Genomic DNA, 19283 nt, shown 5'->3' on the forward strand with positions numbered 1-19283 from the left:
TCACTTGACCTTAATATGGTTTAGCAGCGCGTCACCTGCCGTATGTTTGATGTCACGAGTTGCAACGTCAGCATAGTATTCTTCTACTGGATGTCCTTCTGCGACTCCCAAACTATCGGCGTATCCCATAGCGTTGAGCGCATGCGCCATCTTTTGCCGGTCATCCCACTCTTCCGATTCGCGCAAAAGCGAAACCCGGTGCACCTGACTATCACAGACAAGCCAGATCTGATTGATATGCTTATTACAAGCACCTTGTAATACTTTTTGTTCAGCCGTTGATAACGCCAGCTTTCCAGCGTCGTCGCTCTTACCCCGCAGAATCTCGTCATCGCTATATAGGGCTTCGAGTTCGCTCTCGGCCTTGACAATGCGCCAATCGGTCAGGGGGAACGCCGCACCTAGCGGACCCGGCACATCCTGCAATGCAATATTGAATTGCACAGGAATGTCCTCTATGGCCGCATCCGGGAATGACGGCAGAACGTAGGCACTATTCACCGCCCCCTCAAACTTCCTCTGCGCCGCCTTATAGGTAATCGCCCCCGGACATTCCACCGTAATATTCCCGCCCTCGATCAATATCGACGCTCCGCCCGCCGTGGCAATGCGGATCCGTTTCGCCGCCGCGAAATCCACATTCATGTTGGCCGACACCACGGTCAAGTCGTCCCGCGCCGCCAGCTTCAACAAATCATGCTGCGCCTGGATATCGATATCATTCTGCCCTGCCGTCAATTGCAGGCCGATATTGTTGTCCCCAGCGCCCGACAGTCCTGCCGCAACCCCAATGGCCTGCCCGGCATGGACGCGGGCCTGGCCGGCTACCGCGATGTTGCTGTCCTGGCCACTGGTCAATGCCACGCTTTCGCCATTGGCGACCTGCAGGTCCTGGCCCGCAACCACGCTTAGCCCGGCCCGGCCGTTCAGATGCACCATGGCCGCGGCCTGGTGCGGAACCTTGCCGGGGGTTGTGGTGGTGCCGCTCGACGCATCGTCCTTGGCCGCTTCTAGCGCTTGACCATCGACCATGCCGGAAGCAGCCTGGGTCTGCTTCAGCAACGGGGCTTCGTCGTCCTTGCCGGTGGACAGCGCCTGGGTCTGGTGCGTGGTTGCGCCCTGGCTCAGGGTCTTAACGAGGTCGCCTGCCTGGCGCAGCAACGCGATGCCGGCGGCGTTGTCGCCGGTGGGCAACGCGCGGCCGGTGGCGGCGTCGCGGTAGGTGGTCAGCAACAGGCCGGCCTGGCCGCGCACGGCGGCGTGGCCGTCGGTGCGCAACTCGAACCCCTGGCCGCGGAAGCTGCCGCGGCGGTTGTCCTGCTGATGGATCAGGTGGCCAAGATTGAGCTGGGTCGATTGCAGCGTGGTGGCCAGTTGCGTGCGCAGCTGGCTGTCGCTGTCGTCCAGCACCAGCTGGTTGTAGCCCTTGCCGCCGTGTTCCTGGCTCTTGAAACCGGTCAGCGCGGCGGCATTGCGGTGGCCATCGGGCTGTGAACCCAGGCCGTGCCAGGCGGGGCTGTTGCCACCAGCGAGGTTGCCTTGCGCGCTGGTGGCGCTGTCCGTGCCCTGTGCGTACAGGGATTGGCTGTCGCTGCCCGCCGCGGCACTCTTGCCGCCTGGCGTCGGTGCGTGGCCGGCTTCGCCCTGGCCGTTGTACAGCGCGCCGATGACGAACGGCTGGTCGATGTCGTCGTCGGCGAACTTGACCAGCACTTCCTGCCCGATGCGCGGCAGCCATTGCCAGCCCATGCCGGCGCCGGCCTGGCGCTGTGCGACGCGGATCCAGCGGCTGCTGCGGTCGTCGGCGCGCTCGCCGCGCTGCCAGTGGAAGCGCACGCGGATCTCGCCGGCGGGGCTGGCGTGGTGTTCGGCGTTGCCATCCGCTTGGGACTGGCCGTCAGGACCGACGACGATCGCGCTATGCACTCCCAGCGGACTGGACCGGCTGTAAAGACGCGGACAATCGACGTCGAGTACGCAGGCACGCCAGGGACGTCGGGCGTCGATGGCGCGGAAGATTGCCGCGTAGCCCTGTTCGCGTGCTGCCGTCTGCAGCGCTTGCGTTGGCGCCAGGCGCACGGGCTCGTGATCCGGCAGCACGCCCAGCAGGCCGGGCGTTGCCTCTGCAGCGTCCGGTGCGGCCGGGGGTGTGTCGAAACACAAGGCCGCCTCGAGCGGCCCCATGCGATCCGCCAGTGCGGCACGCGTGTCGGCCGCCAGGTTGTTGATGCCGCAGTGCTCCACCGCATCTAGCAGCAGCGGATACCCTGCCGCATCGTCTTCCTGCAGCGGCAGGTGCGGGCAGCCAGTGACAGTCAGGCGCATGCCGCTGCGCAGCGTGCGCACGGATGCCCGGCCGGTGAACAGCAGTGCGCGGGCCTCGACGGCTTCGATCACCTGCTCGGCAACACGCTGCGCGCTCGCGGCGTCCGGCGCCAATGACAGGCTGACGGACAGGTACGGATCCGGGCTGAACGCCCGGCCCGCATTGCCAACATAACGTGCCGGCGCGTGGCCGCGGATCGCACGCTTGGCCTCGGGGTCCCATGCCGTTACGGCCACGCCGCCCACAGTCGCGCGGGTCTCGCACGCCAGCTGCTGGATGGCATCGGCCGATTCCTGGCTGTGCGCGCGATGGAAGCGGATGCCGCCACCTGCCGCGGATTCTTCGTCTTCCGGCAATTGCGCGCTGTCGGCAAAGATCACTACGGCATGACCGCTGGGCGCTTCCTCGTCTTCCACGACGGTATAGCCCAGGCCGGCTTCGGCCAGCAGGCGCGACAGGAAGTGAAAGTCGGTCTCTCGGAACTGCGCGACATGGGCACGCTCGCCGATGGCGGCGATGCGCGCCTCGGCGCCGGCCGCGTAGCGCCATTGCGCGTGCGGCGCATAGGGCTGCAGCACGGTCTCGATGATGCTGTCGAGCTTGCGGTTCTGGAACACCTGGCTGTTGCGCTGCTGCGTGGTCAGCCACAGCCACGGCACCACGGTCAGGCGATAACGCGCCAGGCTGCCGTCGGCGCCGAGCTTCTCGGCCTGCCGGATCAGGCCGGTGCGGCGCGACTGGCCGCCGCCGGCGAGCGTGGTCAGCAGCGTGACACGTTGGCCAAGCAGGCTGTCCAGTGCGATATCGGCGTTGGCACTGACCGCGACGATGCGCGACTCGGCCAGCGCGGACACGCCTTCGCGGCCGATCCAGGCCTCGACGGCGAGTTCGCCCAGCGCGCCTTCACCTTCCAGCGCATACAGGCGGTGCGCCGCGCTGAAAAGATGTTGGTAAAGAGTGGTTACATCCATTCGCTGTCCGTTCGTGCAGCCGCAACTGCGTCAGGGGCCGACATGCCCGCGGGTCTACCGTGGCCGGTGCCCGCCTTGATTGCAAGCACGGTGTGGCGCATGCCGGGCCGTCACACCGATTCTCTGTAATGCGATCGAACCGTCGCGGGGTTCAGTTGCGCGCCTTGGAGGTAGAGCGCGTGCTGGCCGTCGCCGTGCTGATCGGCTTGCCCTCGGGTTGGGACAGTAGCGCCGCCAGGACTTCGGCGTCTGGGTCTGCCGTTGTGGCGGAGGATTTGCGACGCGTTGTTTTCGACTTGGCCGACGTGTTGGCCTTGGCGACGGTCTTCTTGTCCTTGCTGTTCGCAGCGGTACTGGTGGTGCCCTTTTCCACCGGCGTCGTAGTCTTCGACGTTGCTGCCTTTTTGGTATTTTTGCTGACTTCAGCGGTCTTCGGCCGGGTCCCGGCTGGCTGGGTACCGAGGGACGTCAGCGCGGCCAGCGTGGTCGCGCCCGCGACGGCACCCGCGGCAACTGCTGCACCGTCGACCTTGCCGAGCCGATCCAGCGCAGGGTCGCTGTTGTCGGCATCGACGATGGTTGCGGCCTGCGGCTGGGAATTCTCGGCAACCGATTGGGCGGATTCCGCTGGCACGGCGGAATTGACCGGCGCCGATGCGGGCGCATTGTCGGCCAGCGTCTGCCCGCCGGGCGTAGCTACGCCGGCGGCAGGCTGTGAGGGGACCGCCGGATTGCCCGCCTGAATCGATACGGGCGCATCGGCGCCGCGGTCCAGCCATAGCCAGCCGGCCACAGCCGTAGCGGCAACAGCGACCAGGCCGGCTCCCAGGTAGCGCCCAGCCGACTTCCTGGCCGGTGCCTTGGCCGCCATCGGCACGCGGCCTTCCAGGCTGGCCAGGATGCGGGTCTGCCCGGCGGCGGCGGCGTCAGGCTCGCTGCCGAAGAGCGTTGGTGGCGCTGACGGCTTCACATCGTCGCTATTGCTCATCTGTCATCAAGAAATTTGAAATAAAATGCGCCGCGGACGCTACCGGCCGGATTTACAATTACCGGCCCGTTGTGTCATATATGGCAGATTCGATCATTTTGGCCTTAGACTCCCGGATTCTACGGCTGGCATCGTCGAAAGACAAACCCCGATACGGGGACATCACCCCGGATTGAGATCAAATCGAACACAGATGTAAAAAATACTGAATATGCTCGGCACCCTTGCGGAGGCTTCGCCGCAGCGGCACAGCCCAGCCCGGTCAAGCAGGTAAGCATGGTCTTTGTCGCACTGGTCCTCTATTTCGTGTTGATGGTTGCCGCTGCTGCCGTGCTGCTTCTTCCCGCAGTACGGCAGCGCTGCTTTGCGATGGCGCGCTCGCAGTGGCGCCGCCTGAGCACCAGCGCGGCGTCGGCGGGCTCGCAATCGGCCAGTTCGATCCGCCACTCCATGGGCAGCGCCACCACGACACTGGCTTCGGCCCGGGACTTCCTGGCCAAGCGCCGCGCACTGGTGCTGGCTGCCGCGGGGGTGGTGACTTTGCCGCCGGTGCTTGCGCTGGCGTTGCGTCACCGGCAGGTCTTCCAGTTCGAGGACGATGACGGTGTGCGCGAACCGGATCCGCAGATCGCCGCGCTGCTCAATGGCGAGCGCCTGGTGCCGCCGCCACCGCTGCCGCCAGAGGTGTTCACCACGCGCGAAGTGGAGCTGATCCGGCCGGCGATCCGCGAGGCCAGCCGGGATTGGGAGCAGCTGGATGCCGAATTCAGGCAGCGGCTGCTGCTGGTCTACAAGATCATGCGCGACGAGCATGGCTATGAAATGGCGCTGCTGGAGGGCTACCGCAGCCCGGAACGGCAGGCCAGGCTGGCGGCGATGGGCAGCCATGTGACCCAGGCCGGCGCCTACCACAGCTACCACCAGTTCGGGCTGGCCGCGGACAGTGCCTTCTACCGCGACGGCAAGCTGGTGATCAGCGAGAAGGACCCGTGGGCCATGCGCGGCTACGAGCTGTATGGCCGCGCCGCCGAGTCAGCCGGCCTGGTCTGGGGCGGCCGCTGGAAGATGATGGATCTCGGGCACGTCGAGCTGCGGCGTCCGGGTGTGCTGGGCAAGCGGCCGGCACAGCAATAACGGCACGATCGCCCCGCATGGCGGGGCTGGCAGGGACATGGATACAGGACCGGCAGCGGTTGGCCGGCGCAATTTGGGGAGAGCGTAGTGGCACGTCCTTTCATTCTGCTGGGCGACAAGACCGACCACGGCGGCGTGGTGATCACCGCCTCGGGCAACACCAGCACCAACGGCAAGGGCATTGCGTGCGTGGGGGATCGTGTCACCTGCCCGCGCTCCGGGCATGGCGGCACCACCGTCATCGTCACCGGCGACCCCAACGTGATCATCGATGGCCGTGCCGCCGCGCGGCACGGCGACAAGACCGCTTGTGGCGCAACCTTGCTGTCCAGCCAGGGCGTGACCGGCAGCGCATGAAGTCCCGGCAACGAACGGCCGTTTCAAACGCCCTTGCGCCGCTACTCGACACGAAACCATGTTTCCAAGACTGATCAAGTCCACGCTGATCCTGTTCGCGGTGTTCGCCGTCGTGTGGGTCGCGACCATTGCCTGGTGGCAGTCGATCAACCGCATGCCGACCACCACGGATATCGTCACGCACCTGGCGCTGATGCCGGCGGGCATGGTGGCTGCCTACCTGGTCATCAAGCGGGCCCTGGACGGGATCCGCACCAATGTCGCGGCCGCCAGCCAAACACCCGCCACGGCGACGCCCGGAGAAGCCGGCAATGCCGTGGAGGGGGTGCAGGCGGAGCCCAATGATCCCACCCGTACCTGGCGCGCGGCGCTGCTTGCCACCGCCGTGCGCACGCCCGCAGGCAACGCGCCCGATGCGCTGGCGGAGGCCGCCAAGGCCGGCAACCGGCCTGGCCTGGTTGCGTTGGATGGCTTGCCCGCACCTGTCTTTGCTGCCCAGGTCGAGTCGCTCGATATCGAAAGCCTGCGCACGGAAGTCACCGCGCGCACGCCTGATCTGGTCTGGGACGACGAGGCCCTGCGCGCGCTTGCGCTGGCGGCCGAGGTCACCGACGAGCTCGCCATGCAGGCGGCGGTCTACGCGCCAGCCGGCCACGACATGGCCGTGCCGGACAGCACCGCGCCGCTGGTGGCCACCCTGCTGCTGCCGCGTGGCTGGCCGGAACCGCGCCAGGCCGCGGCAGGCGACTGGTTGCGCGAGCGCTTGTCCCAATACTGGCCAGCCGCGCGACTCACGCTCGAAGCCACGGCCGCGCGCGGCGACGGCGATGCCCTGCTGTTGCTGGATCGCGCCACCCAGGCCGTGAACCGCCCGGTCGACGGCCAGCCGGCGCTACGCATGCTGGTGGCCGCCGATTCGCTGATCGGCGCCAATGCCGTCGAGGCGCTGGAACAAGAAGACCAGCTCTTCAGTGCGCGCTGCCCGCATGGCCGGACTCCAGGCGAGGCCGCCGCCGGCGTTCTGCTGGGGGCGCACCAGCCTGCCGCCGGCGCGGCCAAGACCGGGACGGACGAGGCTACCGACGCCCAAGCCGACAGCGCACCGATCCTCATTACGCGCGCGGCAATGGCCCGCCTGGAAGCGCCTACCGCAGACCGCGGCCAGCCCCGGCTCGAGGCGCTGGCCCAGGCTGTCACCCAGGCGCTCGAGACCATTGCCGGCGAGGCCGAAGCCGCGCCCCGGGATGCAGCAGACACCGCGACTCAGTCCGAAGAAGCCCCGGCGGCAGTGGCAACCATCGTCACAGACATCGGCGTCCACCCCGTGCGCACGGTCGAGATCGCCCAGGTCGTCAGCACCCGTTTCCCCACGCTGGATCCCGTTGCCGACCTGCTGGCGCTTGGCCTGCCGTGCGGCTACGCCGGCGCCGCCAGTGCGCTGCTGCCAGTGGTCGTAGCCCATCAGCTGGCGCTCGATGGCGGCCGGCCCGTGCTGGCACTGAGCGCCGGCGACGCGCAGCAGCGTGGCGCCGTCGCGATCCTGCCGGCGTGACCCATCGCCTGACCCGAACCACGCCCCCGAATCCCGTATTGCTCCCGAGCCAAAGGCAACATGCATCGCATCCTTAACTTCCTGACCCACACACGCACGCTGTCGGTATTCGGCGTGGTCGTGCTGACCGTCTTCCTGTTGCTGATGGCGCAGACTTTAGAAATCGGGTTGGCCTGGGTCGCTATCGTCCTGGGCGTGTTGTTGCTGGCGTGGTTGGCCACCTACCTGTGGAAGCGCTGGCGCGCGCGCCGGGCCAGCGGCAAGCTCGAGGGCATCCTCGAGCAGCAGGCCGACATGGCCGCCAAGTCCGCACCGCCCGACAAGCGCGACGAGGTCGAGGCGCTGCGCACGCGCCTGGCCAGCGCCGTAAAGACCATCAAGACCTCGAAGCTGGGCCAGATGTCGGGGAGCGAGGCGCTGTACGAGCTGCCCTGGTACATCGTGATCGGCAACCCGGCGGCGGGCAAGAGTACGGCCGTGCTGAACTCCGGCCTGCAGTTTCCGTTCGCCGACAAGAACAGCGCCGTGATCCACGGCATTGGCGGCACGCGCAACTGCGACTGGTTCTTCACCACCGAAGGCATCCTGCTCGATACCGCGGGCCGCTATGCCGTGCATGAGGAAGACCGGCGCGAATGGCTGGGCTTCCTGGACCTGCTCAAGCGCTACCGGCCCAAGGCGCCGATCAACGGCATCGTGGTCACGGTCAGCATTCCGGAACTGACGCAGAACCGGCCCGAGTTCGCCATCAACCTGGCCAAGAACCTGCGCCAGCGCGTGCAGGAACTGACCGAGCGACTTGAAGTATTCGCGCCGGTCTACGTGATGTTCACCAAGGCCGACCTGATCACCGGCTTTACCGAATTCTTCGGCGACAACGAGAAGCAGGAGCGCGACCGCGTCTGGGGCGCCACCTTGCCCTTCGCTCCCGAAGAGCGCCGCGACGTCGCCTCCGTATTCGACCAGCGCTTCGACGAACTGTGCGACGGCCTGAAGGAGATCAGCGTGGCGCAGATCGCGCAGCACCGCAACGGCAAGCTGTCGCCGGGGCTGCTGAGCTTTCCGCTGGAGTTTGCCTCGGTCAAGCCCACGCTGCGCGCCTTCCTGGTCACGCTGTTCGACGAGAACCCGTTCCAGTACAAGCCCGTGTTCCGCGGCTTCTACTTCACCAGCGCGGTGCAGGAGGCCAGCACCACCAGCGTCTCGGCCGAGCGCATTGCGCGCCGTTTCGGGCTGAAGCTGGAAGGCGTGGCCGGCAATCGCGAGGTGTTCTCGAAGAACGGTTTCTTCCTGCGCGACCTGTTCTCGAAGGTGATCTTCGCCGACCGCCGCACCGTGCGCCAGTTCGCCAGCCCCGCCAAGACGCGCCTGCGCTTTGCCACGTTCTTCGGGCTGGTGCTGGTGCTGGGCCTGCTGCTGGGCGGCTGGACCTGGTCGTTCCTCGGCAACCGGCAGCTGACCGCCAACGTGCAGGCGGATCTGGACAAGATCGTCAAGATGCAGCAGAACCGTGTCGACCTGCAGGCGCGGCTGGAAGCGCTGGACATCCTGCAGGACCGCATCGAGCAGCTGGAACGCTTCCGCGCCGACCATCCGCTGGCGCTGTCGCTGGGCCTGTACCAGGGCGACACGCTGCAGCACAAGCTGCTGGACGAGTACTACAACGGCCTGCGCCAGGTGATGTTGAAACCGGTCGGTGGCGCCATCGAGACCTTCCTGGCTGAAGTCAACGCCCATCCCGAGCAGCTTGCGCCGATGGTGCGGCCGCCGGAAACCGGCGCAGTGGCCGCAACGTCGCTGGCGTCGGCAGCACCGGCTTCCGCACCCGCTGCCGCCACCGCCACCACCGCCGCGACAACCGCCGCCGCGCCCGCTGCTGGCAAGCGCTACACCGACGCCTCCCCCACCAACGTGGAAGACGCGTACAACGCGCTCAAGACCTACCTGATGCTGGCCGACAAGCGCCACGTCGAGGTCGCGCACCTGACCGACCAGATGACCCGCTTCTGGCGCGGCTGGCTCGAAGACAATCGCGGCAACATGCCGCGCGAGCAGCTGATCCGTTCGGCGGAGCGCAACCTGTCGTTCTTCCTGGCCCGCGTCAATGACGACAACTGGCCGCTGCTCGAAGGCAACCTGTCGCTGATCGACCAGTCGCGCGAAAACCTGCGCCGCGTGGTGCGCGGCATGCCCGCGCGCGAGCGCGCCTACGCCGAGATCAAGGCCCGCGCCTCCACCCGCTTTGCCCCGATGACCGTGGCCCGCATCGTGGGCGACACCGGCGCCTCCGTGGTCGCCGGCAGCTACGCCGTGCCCGGCACCTTCACGCGCGAGGCCTGGCTTGGCTACGTGCAGCCTGCCATCCGCGAGGCCGCCAGCAAGGAACTGCAGAGCAAGGACTGGGTGCTCAACGTTGCCGCGCGCGATGACCTGACCCTGGAAGGCAGTCCCGAGCAGATCCAGAAGACGCTGGTCACGATGTACAAGACCGAGTACGCACGGGAATGGCAGCGCTTCATGCAGGGGGTGACGATCCAGGACTTCGGCAGCTTCGAGCAGGCCGTGGCCAGCATGAACCTGCTGGGCGACCCGGCCAACTCGCCGATCCGCAAGGTACTGGACACCGCGTATGAGCAGACCTCGTGGGACAACCCGTCGCTGCTCAATGCCGGTCTGAAGCAGGCCAAGTCCGGCATGCTCGACTGGTTCAAGCGCCTGATCTCGCGCGGCACGCCCTCGCAAGTCAGCGTCAATGTCGATGTCAGCGGCGCCAATACCGCGGCGGGCACCATTCCGATGGGCCCGGTCGGCAAGGAGTTCTCCGGCCTGGCGCGCATCGTCGTCATGCATGACAACAACTCGATGCTGCGCGGTTATATGGAGTCGCTGTCGAAGGTCCGCACGCGTTTCAACCAGCTCAAGAACCAGGGCGATCCCGGCCCCGGCGCACGCCAGCTGATGCAGCAGACGCTGGACGGCAATGGCTCGGAGCTAGCCGATGCGCTGAAGTATGTCGACGAGCAGATGATGACCGGTCTCACCGACAGCCAGCGCCAGGCACTGCGGCCGCTGCTGGTGCGCCCGCTGCTGCAGTCTTACGCCGTGGTGATCCGCCCGGCCAGCGTCGAGATCAACAAGGTCTGGAACGCACAGGTGTACCAGCCGTTCAGCCAGACCCTGGCGACCAAGTATCCGTTCGCATCGGATGCCAAGATCGAAGCCAGCGCGGCCGAGATCGGCCAGATCTTCGGGCCGGAGGGCGCGATTGCCAAGTTCACCACCGCCACCATCGGCCCGCTGTCGGTGCGCCGCGGCGACATGCTGGCCGCGCGCACCTGGGGCGACCTGGGCCTGACGCTGGCGCCGGAGTTCACCACCAACTTCACACGCTGGGTGGCGCCGCTGACCGGCGGTGCCGCGGGCAGCGGTGGCGGCGCCACGGCCGCGGCGGCGCAGCAGACCGTGTTCCAGATCCTGCCCACACCCGCGACCGGCACCACCGAGTACACCATCGAGATCGATGGCCAGCAGCTGCGCTATCGCAATACGCCGGCGCAGTGGGCCAACTTTGTCTGGCCTAACCCGCAGGGTTCGCCGGGCGCGAAGATCACGGCAACGACCTTCGACGGCCGCTCCGTGGAGCTGCTTAACGAGCCGGGTCGCTTCGGCCTCGAGCGCCTGATTGCGACCGCTGCACGCAAGCGCCGCCCCGATGGCGCCTTCGACCTGACCTGGAGCCGCGACAACATCGCGGTCAGCGTGGCATTGCGCATCATCAGCAGCCCGCAGACCGCCGGCAACGCCAGCGCATCGGATTCGCCGCAGAGCCAGGGCCTGCGCGGCCTGCGCCTGCCGACCGCGATCGCCGACGCCAATGTGCCGCTCAATACCGCGACGCCACCGACCGCTTCACCGTCGACTTCGCCCGCGGCAGCGCCGTCCGCCCCGCCTGCCCCGAACCCGCAGGCCAGCACGCCGGGCAGCGCGCAGGCCTCGGCCCAAGTCAACCAAGGAGGTACGGCGCAATGAGCCAGCCGACCCAACTGCAGCTGTCCTATTTCGGCAAGATCCCGTCCCGGGGCGACTTCGTCAAAAGTGCCAACAACACCCAGCTGCTCGATACGCTGGACCGCTGGCTCGCGCAGGGCATGGAACTGCTGGCCGAAGACCCGGCCTGGAAGGCTTGCTATGACGCGTGGAAGCCGATGCACTTCGCCTTCCTGGGCTCTCAAAGCAAGCTCGCCATCGCTGGTGTGCTGATGGCCAGCAGCGACCTGTCGTCGCGACGCTTCCCGTTCCTGACGGCAGCGGCGATGGAGGTGGAGCGTCCCTTGCAATTCATCGCCCGCAGTCCGCTGGCGCTGGCCCGCCTGTGGACGCGCGCCGGACAGCAGATGCATGCGCTCGCCCAGGCCTCCGATGCCACCGAAGGCCTGCAGCTGCTGGCCCAGTCCCAGCTGGGCGTGGAAACCGGTGCCGGCGCGCAGACCCACGACGCCAGCTTTGCCGACTTCATCGACTTCCAGACCGTGGCCGGCCTGGAACACATGCTGGCCGGCCAGGGCCAGCATGTGCGCTTGCGCCGCACGCTGCTGGCGCTCGGCATCCTGCTGCAGCCGCTGATGTCGTCCGGATCGTCGCACCTGGAAAAAGGCCTGACCCTGCCGCTGCCCGCCGACCCGCTCTACCGCAGCCTGGTCGCGAGCTTCTGGCTCGAACTGGTATCGCGCTTCCTGCACCGGGCCGATTTCGAACTGTCGATCTTCCTCGGGCAGATCGGTGGCAACGAGCGCCTGGTGATCGGCTTCAACGGCGCCTCGTCACGCACGCTGCACGGCGTGATCTCGCCGCTGGCCTATGCCGAGCAGAACATCAATATCGATGACCCGGAATGGGTCGAGCAACACGTCAACGGAGACTACGGCATGGCCAAGTTCGTCAGCTACATGGACCAGCCGCAGCTGTCGCTGCGCCTGGCGCTCGACACCTTCCGTGAAGTCTTTGCCGGGGAATGAGCATGGGTGTCAATGCAGTACGCAACCGGAAGGCCCACTTCAAGGCCGCCTCCGCTGTGGTTGGAACACGCACGCCTGCACTGGCCGCGGGCCTGCTGGCCGCGCTGGTCATGCTGCCCGGCCATGCCGCGCCCGGCGATCCCGGCACCACCGCCACGCCTGCCGCGTCGGCAGCGGCCCCTTCAGGCCGCGTCGTCGCAGGTGGCGCGGTCCCTGACGAAGCTACCAAAGCCAGCGTGCTGGCGCGCCTGCGCGAGCTGTATGGCAGCGCCAACGTGGTGGACCAGATCGAAGTCGGCAACGTGGTCTCGCCCCCGAACTGGTCGGCCAATGTGCAGAAGATCCTCTCGCCGCAGATCAAACAGGTCAGCCGCGGCCAGCTGAGCATCGATGGCACGCAGGTATCCGTGCACGGCGACGTGCGCAACGAGGCCCAGCGCCAGCAGATCGCCAGCGACATGGCCACCGGCCTGGGCCAGAGCTATACGGTGAAGAACGGCCTGCGCGTGCCGGCCTCCGAACAGAACCTGCTGGACCAGACCCTGGGCAACCGGATCATCGAATTCGAAACGGGCGCCGCCACGCTGACGCCCAAGGGCCGCGCCATCCTCGATGAAATGGCCGCGGTGCTGCCGCGCCTGAGCGGGCGCAAGATCGAGATTGTCGGCCACACCGACAACTCCGGCAGCCGCGCGCTGAACCTGACGCTAAGCCAGGCGCGCGCCGAGACGGTGAAGAACTACCTGATCGGCAAAGGCGGCGAGCCCGGCATGCTGACTGCGGTGGGCGTGGGGCCGGACCAGCCCGTGGCACCGAATGACAAGGAGGAAGGGCGGGCGAAGAACCGGAGGATTGAGTTCCGGGCGGGGCAGTAATCCAGCATTGTGTGATCCACGCCGGCGCATCGATACTGCCGGCGTGGCTTGGGATTACGCGTCGTTATCGGTTGAAGGATCCGCGCTAACGCCAAGCAGTTCCTCGATCTGCAACAGCGTGGCATCGTCCTTGACCACCGTACGCAGCCAGGCGTGCAGCGGCATGTCGCCCCACTTGGCAGCGCGCGCCGCCAGGTAAGCCACCGGGCTGTGCGGCTCCGTACGTCGGAAGAAATCCGCGACATCGCGCAATTGGGCCAGGGCCTGGCCACGCGTGCGAATCGGGCCGGAGTGCACGGCGTCGGCAGCGCCGGCCGGCGCGCCTGCGTGTCCGCCCTGCGCCGGCGAGGACGATGCGTGGGCAGCCTCCGCGCCGGCTGTCCGTTCCACCGGCTTGCCGACAAAGCGCTCCACCAGCATACGCACCGCCTCCAGCGCCTCGCGCGCCTGCCGGAAGCTGGGCGCATGCTCGCCGGCCCGCTCGTCCAGCACATCGCCGAGGTGCTTCAGCGCTGCTTCGCAGGACACCAGGTCCGCATGCAGTGCCGTATAGAACGCCGCAGGCGTCTTCTTGCGCGCCGCCTCGAACTGCTCCTGGCTGGTCTTGCCCTGTGCCAGTTCGTCCGCCTGCTCCGGATCGCGACGAATCGCTTCCGCGAGGTGCGTCGCCACCTCCCAGTCGACGTAGGTATATCCACCCGCCGATTCATCGACCAGTGGAATCTCGCGAATCAACTGGCTCGACCGCCCCGCCAGCCACGTCACGCTGCCGGTACGGTAATCGACATCGTCGGCTTCCATCACCGGATGCAGGTGATCCCAGTATTGGCCACAAAGCTCGGCCGTCAGCTGGTAGCCGTCGCGCAACCCGGCAAAACCCCTCTCCTTGGAAAGCGCCTCGGTCAACCAGACCGCCAGGCGAAGGTCCTTGGTCCGATCCTGCAGCAGCGAGGTAGCGATGCCGATCACCTCGCGCCAGTCTGCCTCCTTGATATCCGTCACCCAATCGCCCTGGTCCAACGAAGGATCGTCAGCGCGGCGCGCCTCCTGGATGCGATCGAATTCAGCGGAAAACAGCAGATCATCACCGCAGGGCTGGTCGCCGGGAAGCGGGGCAAGCAAGCGGTCGAACTGGAGGGATGCCATGGTGGTCAGTCAGCCTTGGGAACAAGAGGTAAGTGTACCGTTGGAGGTGTGGTAAGGCCATGGGCGTGGTGCCAGAGCGCGAACTTGAGACGTACACTCTGCTGGATATTCAAAATTCCGACTTGTGCGGTCCAGATCCGCAAAATCACCATTGCCGATTGTCCGCGCTTCCGCCAATGAAAAGTCTGCTTAGAAACCTGTCACTACATGCCACGCTGGTCCTGATCGTTTTACTCGTTCCCGGGGCAGTGTATGAACTGGTCTCGCAATCCAGGTTTCGAAATGTGGAATTGTTGGCGTTTGGCGGCGCCGTCACCTACCCCGCATACATTGGACTGTGGACCCGCAAACTTCGAAGTGAGCGGGCGAGGTTCATTCTGTTTCATTTGCTACTGGTACTGGTGACTGCATTCGTTGCGTTTATCGTTGGCGGAAATCAGCCTTCACTGGCCAGGATCATGACTCCCGCGGCAGTGGGTGCCGCAACGCTGCCCGTCGCAGCGATTGCAGCGCTGCGCGGCAACCGATGGCTCGCGGTTACGAGCCTGGGCAGTGCCGCCATATCGTTGCCTGTCGGCGCCATCCTGTCGTGGGTCATATTCGTTGGTGCGGCGCTGTCCGGTATGCACGGGGGCATGTAGCTACTCTGCCGATGATGACTTGTGCCGATCGGATCCAGCAGCAGTCCCGTCCGGACCGAGCCGCTCTCTGAGCTCGGCATCGTATTCAAGGGCCATCTTCACGGCCCGTTCGCGGTATGCCAGCAACCGCTCGTCTCCCTCAAGGCCGCGGGTCTTCGCGTTGCCGGCATAGCTGGGCTCCTCGAGAATGAAGGGATCCTGCGGGTCGATTGCACAGGCATCCTCCACATCCTTTGGCCAGACAAGACGCTTGCAAGTCTTCATAGCGTAGCAAGGTAGCGAAACAGAGCCCATGGCAAAGTGATGGGCAGCATCAGGATACATAGAAAGCCCGAAAACTGCCCGCTCACCGGGGTGATCACCATATTGCTCAACGTTGTTTCTGTCGAAACGGTGGCCAGCAGTGGAAAAGGCAGGTTCTGCGGGGCCTTCTTCCATGTAGCGACGCACCATCGCCCAATGCTCCAGTACCGCACCGCAGTTGGTGTTGCCATCCATGCCGACAGCGAAGGCGTCGCACACCATGCGTTGATCATCAAGGACGTTGCAACGAGTCGTCGCGGCAAGACAGGCGGTCGGTAGCTCTCGCACTAGTTGCGCTCCCATAAAGTGCCACGCAACCCCTTAAACGTCCCGGATACCACCCTCTTAGCGCGCTAGTGCTTCCTGAAGCCCTTCCTCCGTCCCCCAATGTTTCATAAATTGCACCTCATCTGCCTGCGACAGCTTACCTTCGGCGCGATAGACCATAGCTGTCATCACCGCGCCAGTTTGAACCGGCCTGTCCTCTGGCTCTCCCATGCCTGAATCACTTTCCCATGCCGTCGGGAAGCGCGGCCAGAAACAAGTGGATTGCACAAGCGCCATATACAACGGAAGATAGAGCGACACGTCCATTTCCAGCCTGCATTGAGCAGCGCTCGGCATGCCGCAGTAAGTGCTATATGCCGGCGGCAAGAAGCGCGGGATCTGTTGGAATGTCACCGGTGCTTTGGGCGGGATCACGTCGATGGAAGGACCGTACTCCATGTACCGACGAATGTATTCCCATAGTCCCGCCACGGCTTCCGGGTAGTACGCGGACGTTGCCGAGTCGATGAAGATAACATCTTCACCTTCCGCTGCAGGATCATCTTCGGCGAAGGGCGGATGGTAAAGCGCCAGCGGCTGGGCCTGGTGGAAACGGACAACTTTTTGTTCCATACGCGCAGGGAATGGCTTAAATATCGCTTGCAGCCGATCCCACTCAAATACCTTATTGCCGCCGCAATACCTTGGGCGCAATACATAGACCTTTCGTGTTTTTCGGTTGAAGCGGATCCGCCCCCGCAGCGGACCAAAGAATGCCGTCCGTGCCCCAAGACCCACAAACATCATGAAGACAAAAAAGATACACCCGACCACGACGAAAAGGACGAGAGTCCAGCCTCCGATCAACAACGGCAACATTTCCGATTCATAAGCTTCCGACCATCCAAGAAAGAATATCCTGCCGAACACTAGCGGATGAATGGCCAGCCCATACCACATCCAAAGCGTGAACAAACAGGCCAGCAATACCAGCAGTGCCCATGAGGCCACCAAGCTTTGCACACTAAATCCGGGGTTGGCTAGCTCCAGATAGGCATCATTTTGCGCGTAGGCGCACCGCCCTGGGATAAACACGCCTTCTGCCGCGCCAGCCTGCTCGACACGCCAGCGGCGCTGCCCATCGATATTCAATAGTTCTCGACCTTTCGCGATGGATTTCCGCCTCGCGCGTATATATTCGTATTCGCGACCGAACATGAAATTCCTTGCCTGTTTCTGCTTTTCCGTCCGGCAATTTGGGCCGGCAAGAATGGGAAGCGGTTGTCAAATCGACCAACGCCCAGATCGCTAGAGTCCAACAGTACAATTCAGAACGCGAATTTACTTTAAGCAGCTGTGCCATCCGGACCGAGACGATTTCTACGCTCGGCATCGTACTCCAGGGCCATCTTCAGCGCACGCTCGCGGTAGGCCAGAAACTGTTCGTCACCCGCAGCACCGCCGGTCTTGGCATCGCCCGCGTAGCGCGGCTCATCAAGGATAAAGGGATCATTCGGGTCGATTGCGCAGGCCGCCTCAATATCCGCCGGCCAGATGGGTCGCTTACAGGTTTTCATCGCTAGGTAACGAAACAGGGCCCAAGGCAATGTGATGGGCAGCATCAGGATGCTTAAGAACCCTGAAAACTGCCCGCTGACCTGGGTGATCACCATATTTCGCAACGTGGTTTCCGTCGAAACCGTCAGCGCCAGCGGTGGAAACGGCAGGCTCTGCGGGCCCTCTTCCATGTAACGGCGCACCATCTCCCAATGCTCAAGTACTGCCCCGCGGCTGCTGCTGCCATCCATGCCAACGGCGAAGGTATCGCGCACCATCCGCTGTTCATCCAAGACATTGCAGCGCAAGTCAAAAGTGAAGATGCTCTGCCCACCCATCGCGGGGCTGGAGCGCCCGATGAAAAAATGGGCTTTGTCCCAAGGTACTGTCAGTACGCCTCCTGGACCGTTGTGACGGAAAACGTAGATGGTCCCGTTCTTGCGATTGAAGCGAATCGGGTAGTGGGTGTAGCGAAAGAAGTCTTTGAGCCAGATGAATTTTATAACGCATAGCGCGAACAACAGCCACACGACAAAAAATATCCAATCTGCAGTAATGAACGACGGATCGCGCGGCATGCCATCGTCCTGGGGGGTGTACATTGTCGAAGCGATAAGCCACGCGAACGTAAGTCCCATTGCGACAAATGGTGCTCCGCCCATGGCAGCCCAACCTCGCTCCAGAAAGAAGCGGTCCATATACTCGACGAAGGTCGAGTTGACCCTGAGAACACCATGATCGTTCGGCGGAAGCTCATTGACCGGAAGCCTCGGGGCTAAGTGTTCGTCCTCTTCATAGGAATGTAGTGGGCGGTTTAGCTTGTATCGCGTCAACCACCCGGCGTACTGTCCCTCTTTCATATAGATCCTTACCACAACCCATCACGACCGTCCCGTCCTCCATGAACTTGGGCTGAGCTTGCTAAGCCAGCTTGTCGTCGCGGGCAGGGGTGGCAGATGGTCTAGCGCCGTGACCACTGCAACAACCTAAGCCGGCGACCGGGATCGCACAATCATTTTTGTTATTTTTGTCAATATGACTAGACGATCGCGTTGAGGAGATTTCTCTCACAAAGAAATTGCAAGACCGAGTACCAACGACAGCCATGCGCCACCCCAAAGTAGCGTGGATAACGCACCAAGGATAGCCCATCGAATCTTTAATCTTGGCAATCTCCCTTCAAACGCAGCTTGCTCAGTAGGCGACAAGGGCTCCTTCCGGTACGGATTAAGCCCGTCGAACGTCATCGCCTGCGCCATCGATTTAGAATATTCCGGATAGCGTCCGCGGCATTGCAGCCAAGCAGCGGCTCGAAACCACCAGTAGCCGACGAAACCGTAAAAATAATAATAACACCAAGCAAAAATACTTGGCTCCAAGCGAAAATCACGACGCACCAATCCGCTAAATCCTATTTGGTCCATTCTTGCAAAGATTGCGCGCTTATCATTCACAGGCGGCTGCGACAACACTGGTGGAACTTGGTCCGGAGTGCCATCCATATACCGACGAATGAACTCCCAATTCATTCCGCAGGCCGACGGAGACCTCGACGGCGGCGCCACTACTACTGACTCCACAATGGTCCGGTTGGCGTCAATAACCGCTGCCTGCACCGTATAAATAGTGGCTGCGCCAGCGGTGGAAATCATCTGTGCACGAAAGATGAAAGGGTGCACATCATCATAATTGAGCGCGCGCCAGCCCAGCTTCATACCTCGCCATACATAAATCTGTCGGCTTTTCCGGCTCAAAATGACCGGCGGCCGCACCGGCCTATTCACAAGCCTATATACGCCAACTGCCGGCCCAAGAATGGTCATCATGTATACCCCGAATACCACAGCAAGTACGCCAAGCGGCGCGCCGGAAGTAACCAACCTGGGTCCAAGAAGTACACTACCTACTAACATACAGCTCGAAACAAATATCCCCATCACCAGCCACATCCCGGGATCGACATTCATTTCGCTGTCAATGAACGTCATGAAGGCCGGGTTGATTTCCTGGACCTGGTCCCTGGCATCTGGTTCATGTGTAGCCGCATCCTTACCACGCGGTAATAGCATCCCCCAGGCTCCGCTTTCGAGAGGCAGTGACTTCAAACCTATTAGTTGAGCCTTAACAAAGGTCTTTGTTCCTTTCATACTC

14 protein-coding genes are annotated in these 19283 nt (G+C 64.0%); 7 read left to right on the forward strand and 7 right to left on the reverse strand.

The window, feature by feature from the left end; genetic code table 11:
* Positions 1 to 3297, reverse strand: a complete 3297-nt coding sequence (locus C7416_RS18640; RefSeq protein ID WP_111520308.1) for a type VI secretion system Vgr family protein — start codon at positions 3295 to 3297, stop codon at positions 1 to 3.
* A gap of 151 nt (positions 3298 to 3448) precedes the next feature.
* Positions 3449 to 4285, reverse strand: coding sequence for a hypothetical protein (locus C7416_RS18645; protein WP_111520309.1), 837 nt, complete (start codon positions 4283 to 4285; stop codon positions 3449 to 3451).
* A 276-nt stretch (positions 4286 to 4561) separates the two neighbouring features.
* Here C7416_RS18645 and C7416_RS18650 point away from each other — a divergent pair, with 276 nt between their 5' ends.
* The 6 genes from C7416_RS18650 to C7416_RS18675 all read left to right on the forward strand — a co-directional run bounded on the left by C7416_RS18650 (position 4562) and on the right by C7416_RS18675 (position 13218).
* Positions 4562 to 5419, forward strand: a complete 858-nt coding sequence (locus tag C7416_RS18650) for a M15 family metallopeptidase (RefSeq protein WP_111520310.1) — start codon at positions 4562 to 4564, stop codon at positions 5417 to 5419.
* Between the two features lie 87 nt (positions 5420 to 5506).
* On the forward strand, positions 5507 to 5776 hold the full coding sequence (locus C7416_RS18655; RefSeq protein ID WP_018007548.1) for a PAAR domain-containing protein: 270 nt from the start codon (positions 5507 to 5509) through the stop codon (positions 5774 to 5776).
* Positions 5777 to 5834: 58 nt separating this feature from the next.
* On the forward strand, positions 5835 to 7328 hold the full coding sequence (locus C7416_RS18660) for a hypothetical protein (protein WP_111520311.1): 1494 nt from the start codon (positions 5835 to 5837) through the stop codon (positions 7326 to 7328).
* Between the two features lie 60 nt (positions 7329 to 7388).
* A complete protein-coding gene (gene tssM / locus C7416_RS18665) occupies positions 7389 to 11357 on the forward strand; it encodes a type VI secretion system membrane subunit TssM (protein ID WP_111520312.1) in 3969 nt (1322 codons plus the stop codon).
* Positions 11354 to 12343, forward strand: a complete 990-nt coding sequence (gene tagF, locus C7416_RS18670; protein WP_111520313.1) for a type VI secretion system-associated protein TagF — start codon at positions 11354 to 11356, stop codon at positions 12341 to 12343. The genes tssM and tagF overlap by 4 nt, the downstream gene beginning before the upstream one ends.
* Positions 12340 to 13218 (forward strand): OmpA family protein, encoded by an 879-nt coding sequence (locus tag C7416_RS18675; RefSeq protein WP_111520314.1) that lies wholly within the window; start codon positions 12340 to 12342, stop codon positions 13216 to 13218. Before tagF ends, C7416_RS18675 begins: the two co-directional genes overlap by 4 nt.
* Before the next feature lie 54 nt (positions 13219 to 13272).
* Here C7416_RS18675 and tssA read toward each other — a convergent pair whose 3' ends face one another.
* Positions 13273 to 14364 carry a type VI secretion system protein TssA gene (gene tssA, locus C7416_RS18680; RefSeq protein WP_111520315.1) on the reverse strand — a complete coding sequence of 364 codons (1092 nt, stop codon included), beginning with the start codon at positions 14362 to 14364 and terminating at the stop codon, positions 13273 to 13275.
* A 59-nt stretch (positions 14365 to 14423) separates the two neighbouring features.
* On the opposite strand from tssA, the gene C7416_RS28970 reads away from it, so the two are divergent.
* A complete protein-coding gene (locus tag C7416_RS28970; protein ID WP_146604288.1) occupies positions 14424 to 15005 on the forward strand; it encodes a hypothetical protein in 582 nt (193 codons plus the stop codon).
* Here the strand turns inward: C7416_RS28970 and C7416_RS28975 are convergent, their stop codons facing one another.
* The 4 genes from C7416_RS28975 to C7416_RS28980 form a co-directional block, all read right to left on the reverse strand.
* Positions 15006 to 15503 (reverse strand): DUF6708 domain-containing protein, encoded by a 498-nt coding sequence (locus C7416_RS28975; protein WP_146604289.1) that lies wholly within the window; start codon positions 15501 to 15503, stop codon positions 15006 to 15008.
* Between the two features lie 150 nt (positions 15504 to 15653).
* Positions 15654 to 16793: a DUF6708 domain-containing protein gene (locus C7416_RS18695; RefSeq protein WP_111520318.1), complete on the reverse strand. Its 1140-nt coding sequence runs from the start codon at positions 16791 to 16793 to the stop codon at positions 15654 to 15656.
* Between the two features lie 128 nt (positions 16794 to 16921).
* Positions 16922 to 17992 carry a DUF6708 domain-containing protein gene (locus tag C7416_RS18700; protein WP_146604290.1) on the reverse strand — a complete coding sequence of 357 codons (1071 nt, stop codon included), beginning with the start codon at positions 17990 to 17992 and terminating at the stop codon, positions 16922 to 16924.
* Positions 17993 to 18199: 207 nt separating this feature from the next.
* A complete protein-coding gene (locus C7416_RS28980; RefSeq protein ID WP_146604291.1) occupies positions 18200 to 19279 on the reverse strand; it encodes a hypothetical protein in 1080 nt (359 codons plus the stop codon).
* Between the last annotated feature and the right edge of the window lie 4 nt (positions 19280 to 19283).

This window comes from Cupriavidus phytorum (assembly GCF_003254285.1).
GTDB classification, from domain to species: domain Bacteria; phylum Pseudomonadota; class Gammaproteobacteria; order Burkholderiales; family Burkholderiaceae; genus Cupriavidus; species Cupriavidus phytorum.

Coding starts and splice junctions, on each gene's coding strand:
- C7416_RS28970 (WP_146604288.1), top strand. CDS start 14,424: ATGGGCGTGGTGCCAGAGCGCGAACTTGAGACGTACACTCTGCTGGAT.
- tssA (WP_111520315.1), bottom strand. CDS start 14,364: ATGGCATCCCTCCAGTTCGACCGCTTGCTTGCCCCGCTTCCCGGCGAC.
- tagF (WP_111520313.1), top strand. CDS start 11,354: ATGAGCCAGCCGACCCAACTGCAGCTGTCCTATTTCGGCAAGATCCCG.
- C7416_RS18660 (WP_111520311.1), top strand. CDS start 5,835: ATGTTTCCAAGACTGATCAAGTCCACGCTGATCCTGTTCGCGGTGTTC.
- C7416_RS18700 (WP_146604290.1), bottom strand. CDS start 17,992: ATGAAAGAGGGACAGTACGCCGGGTGGTTGACGCGATACAAGCTAAAC.
- C7416_RS18645 (WP_111520309.1), bottom strand. CDS start 4,285: ATGAGCAATAGCGACGATGTGAAGCCGTCAGCGCCACCAACGCTCTTC.
- C7416_RS28975 (WP_146604289.1), bottom strand. CDS start 15,503: ATGGATGGCAACACCAACTGCGGTGCGGTACTGGAGCATTGGGCGATG.
- C7416_RS18695 (WP_111520318.1), bottom strand. CDS start 16,793: ATGTTCGGTCGCGAATACGAATATATACGCGCGAGGCGGAAATCCATC.
- C7416_RS28980 (WP_146604291.1), bottom strand. CDS start 19,279: ATGAAAGGAACAAAGACCTTTGTTAAGGCTCAACTAATAGGTTTGAAG.
- C7416_RS18675 (WP_111520314.1), top strand. CDS start 12,340: ATGAGCATGGGTGTCAATGCAGTACGCAACCGGAAGGCCCACTTCAAG.
- tssM (WP_111520312.1), top strand. CDS start 7,389: ATGCATCGCATCCTTAACTTCCTGACCCACACACGCACGCTGTCGGTA.
- C7416_RS18650 (WP_111520310.1), top strand. CDS start 4,562: ATGGTCTTTGTCGCACTGGTCCTCTATTTCGTGTTGATGGTTGCCGCT.
- C7416_RS18640 (WP_111520308.1), bottom strand. CDS start 3,297: ATGGATGTAACCACTCTTTACCAACATCTTTTCAGCGCGGCGCACCGC.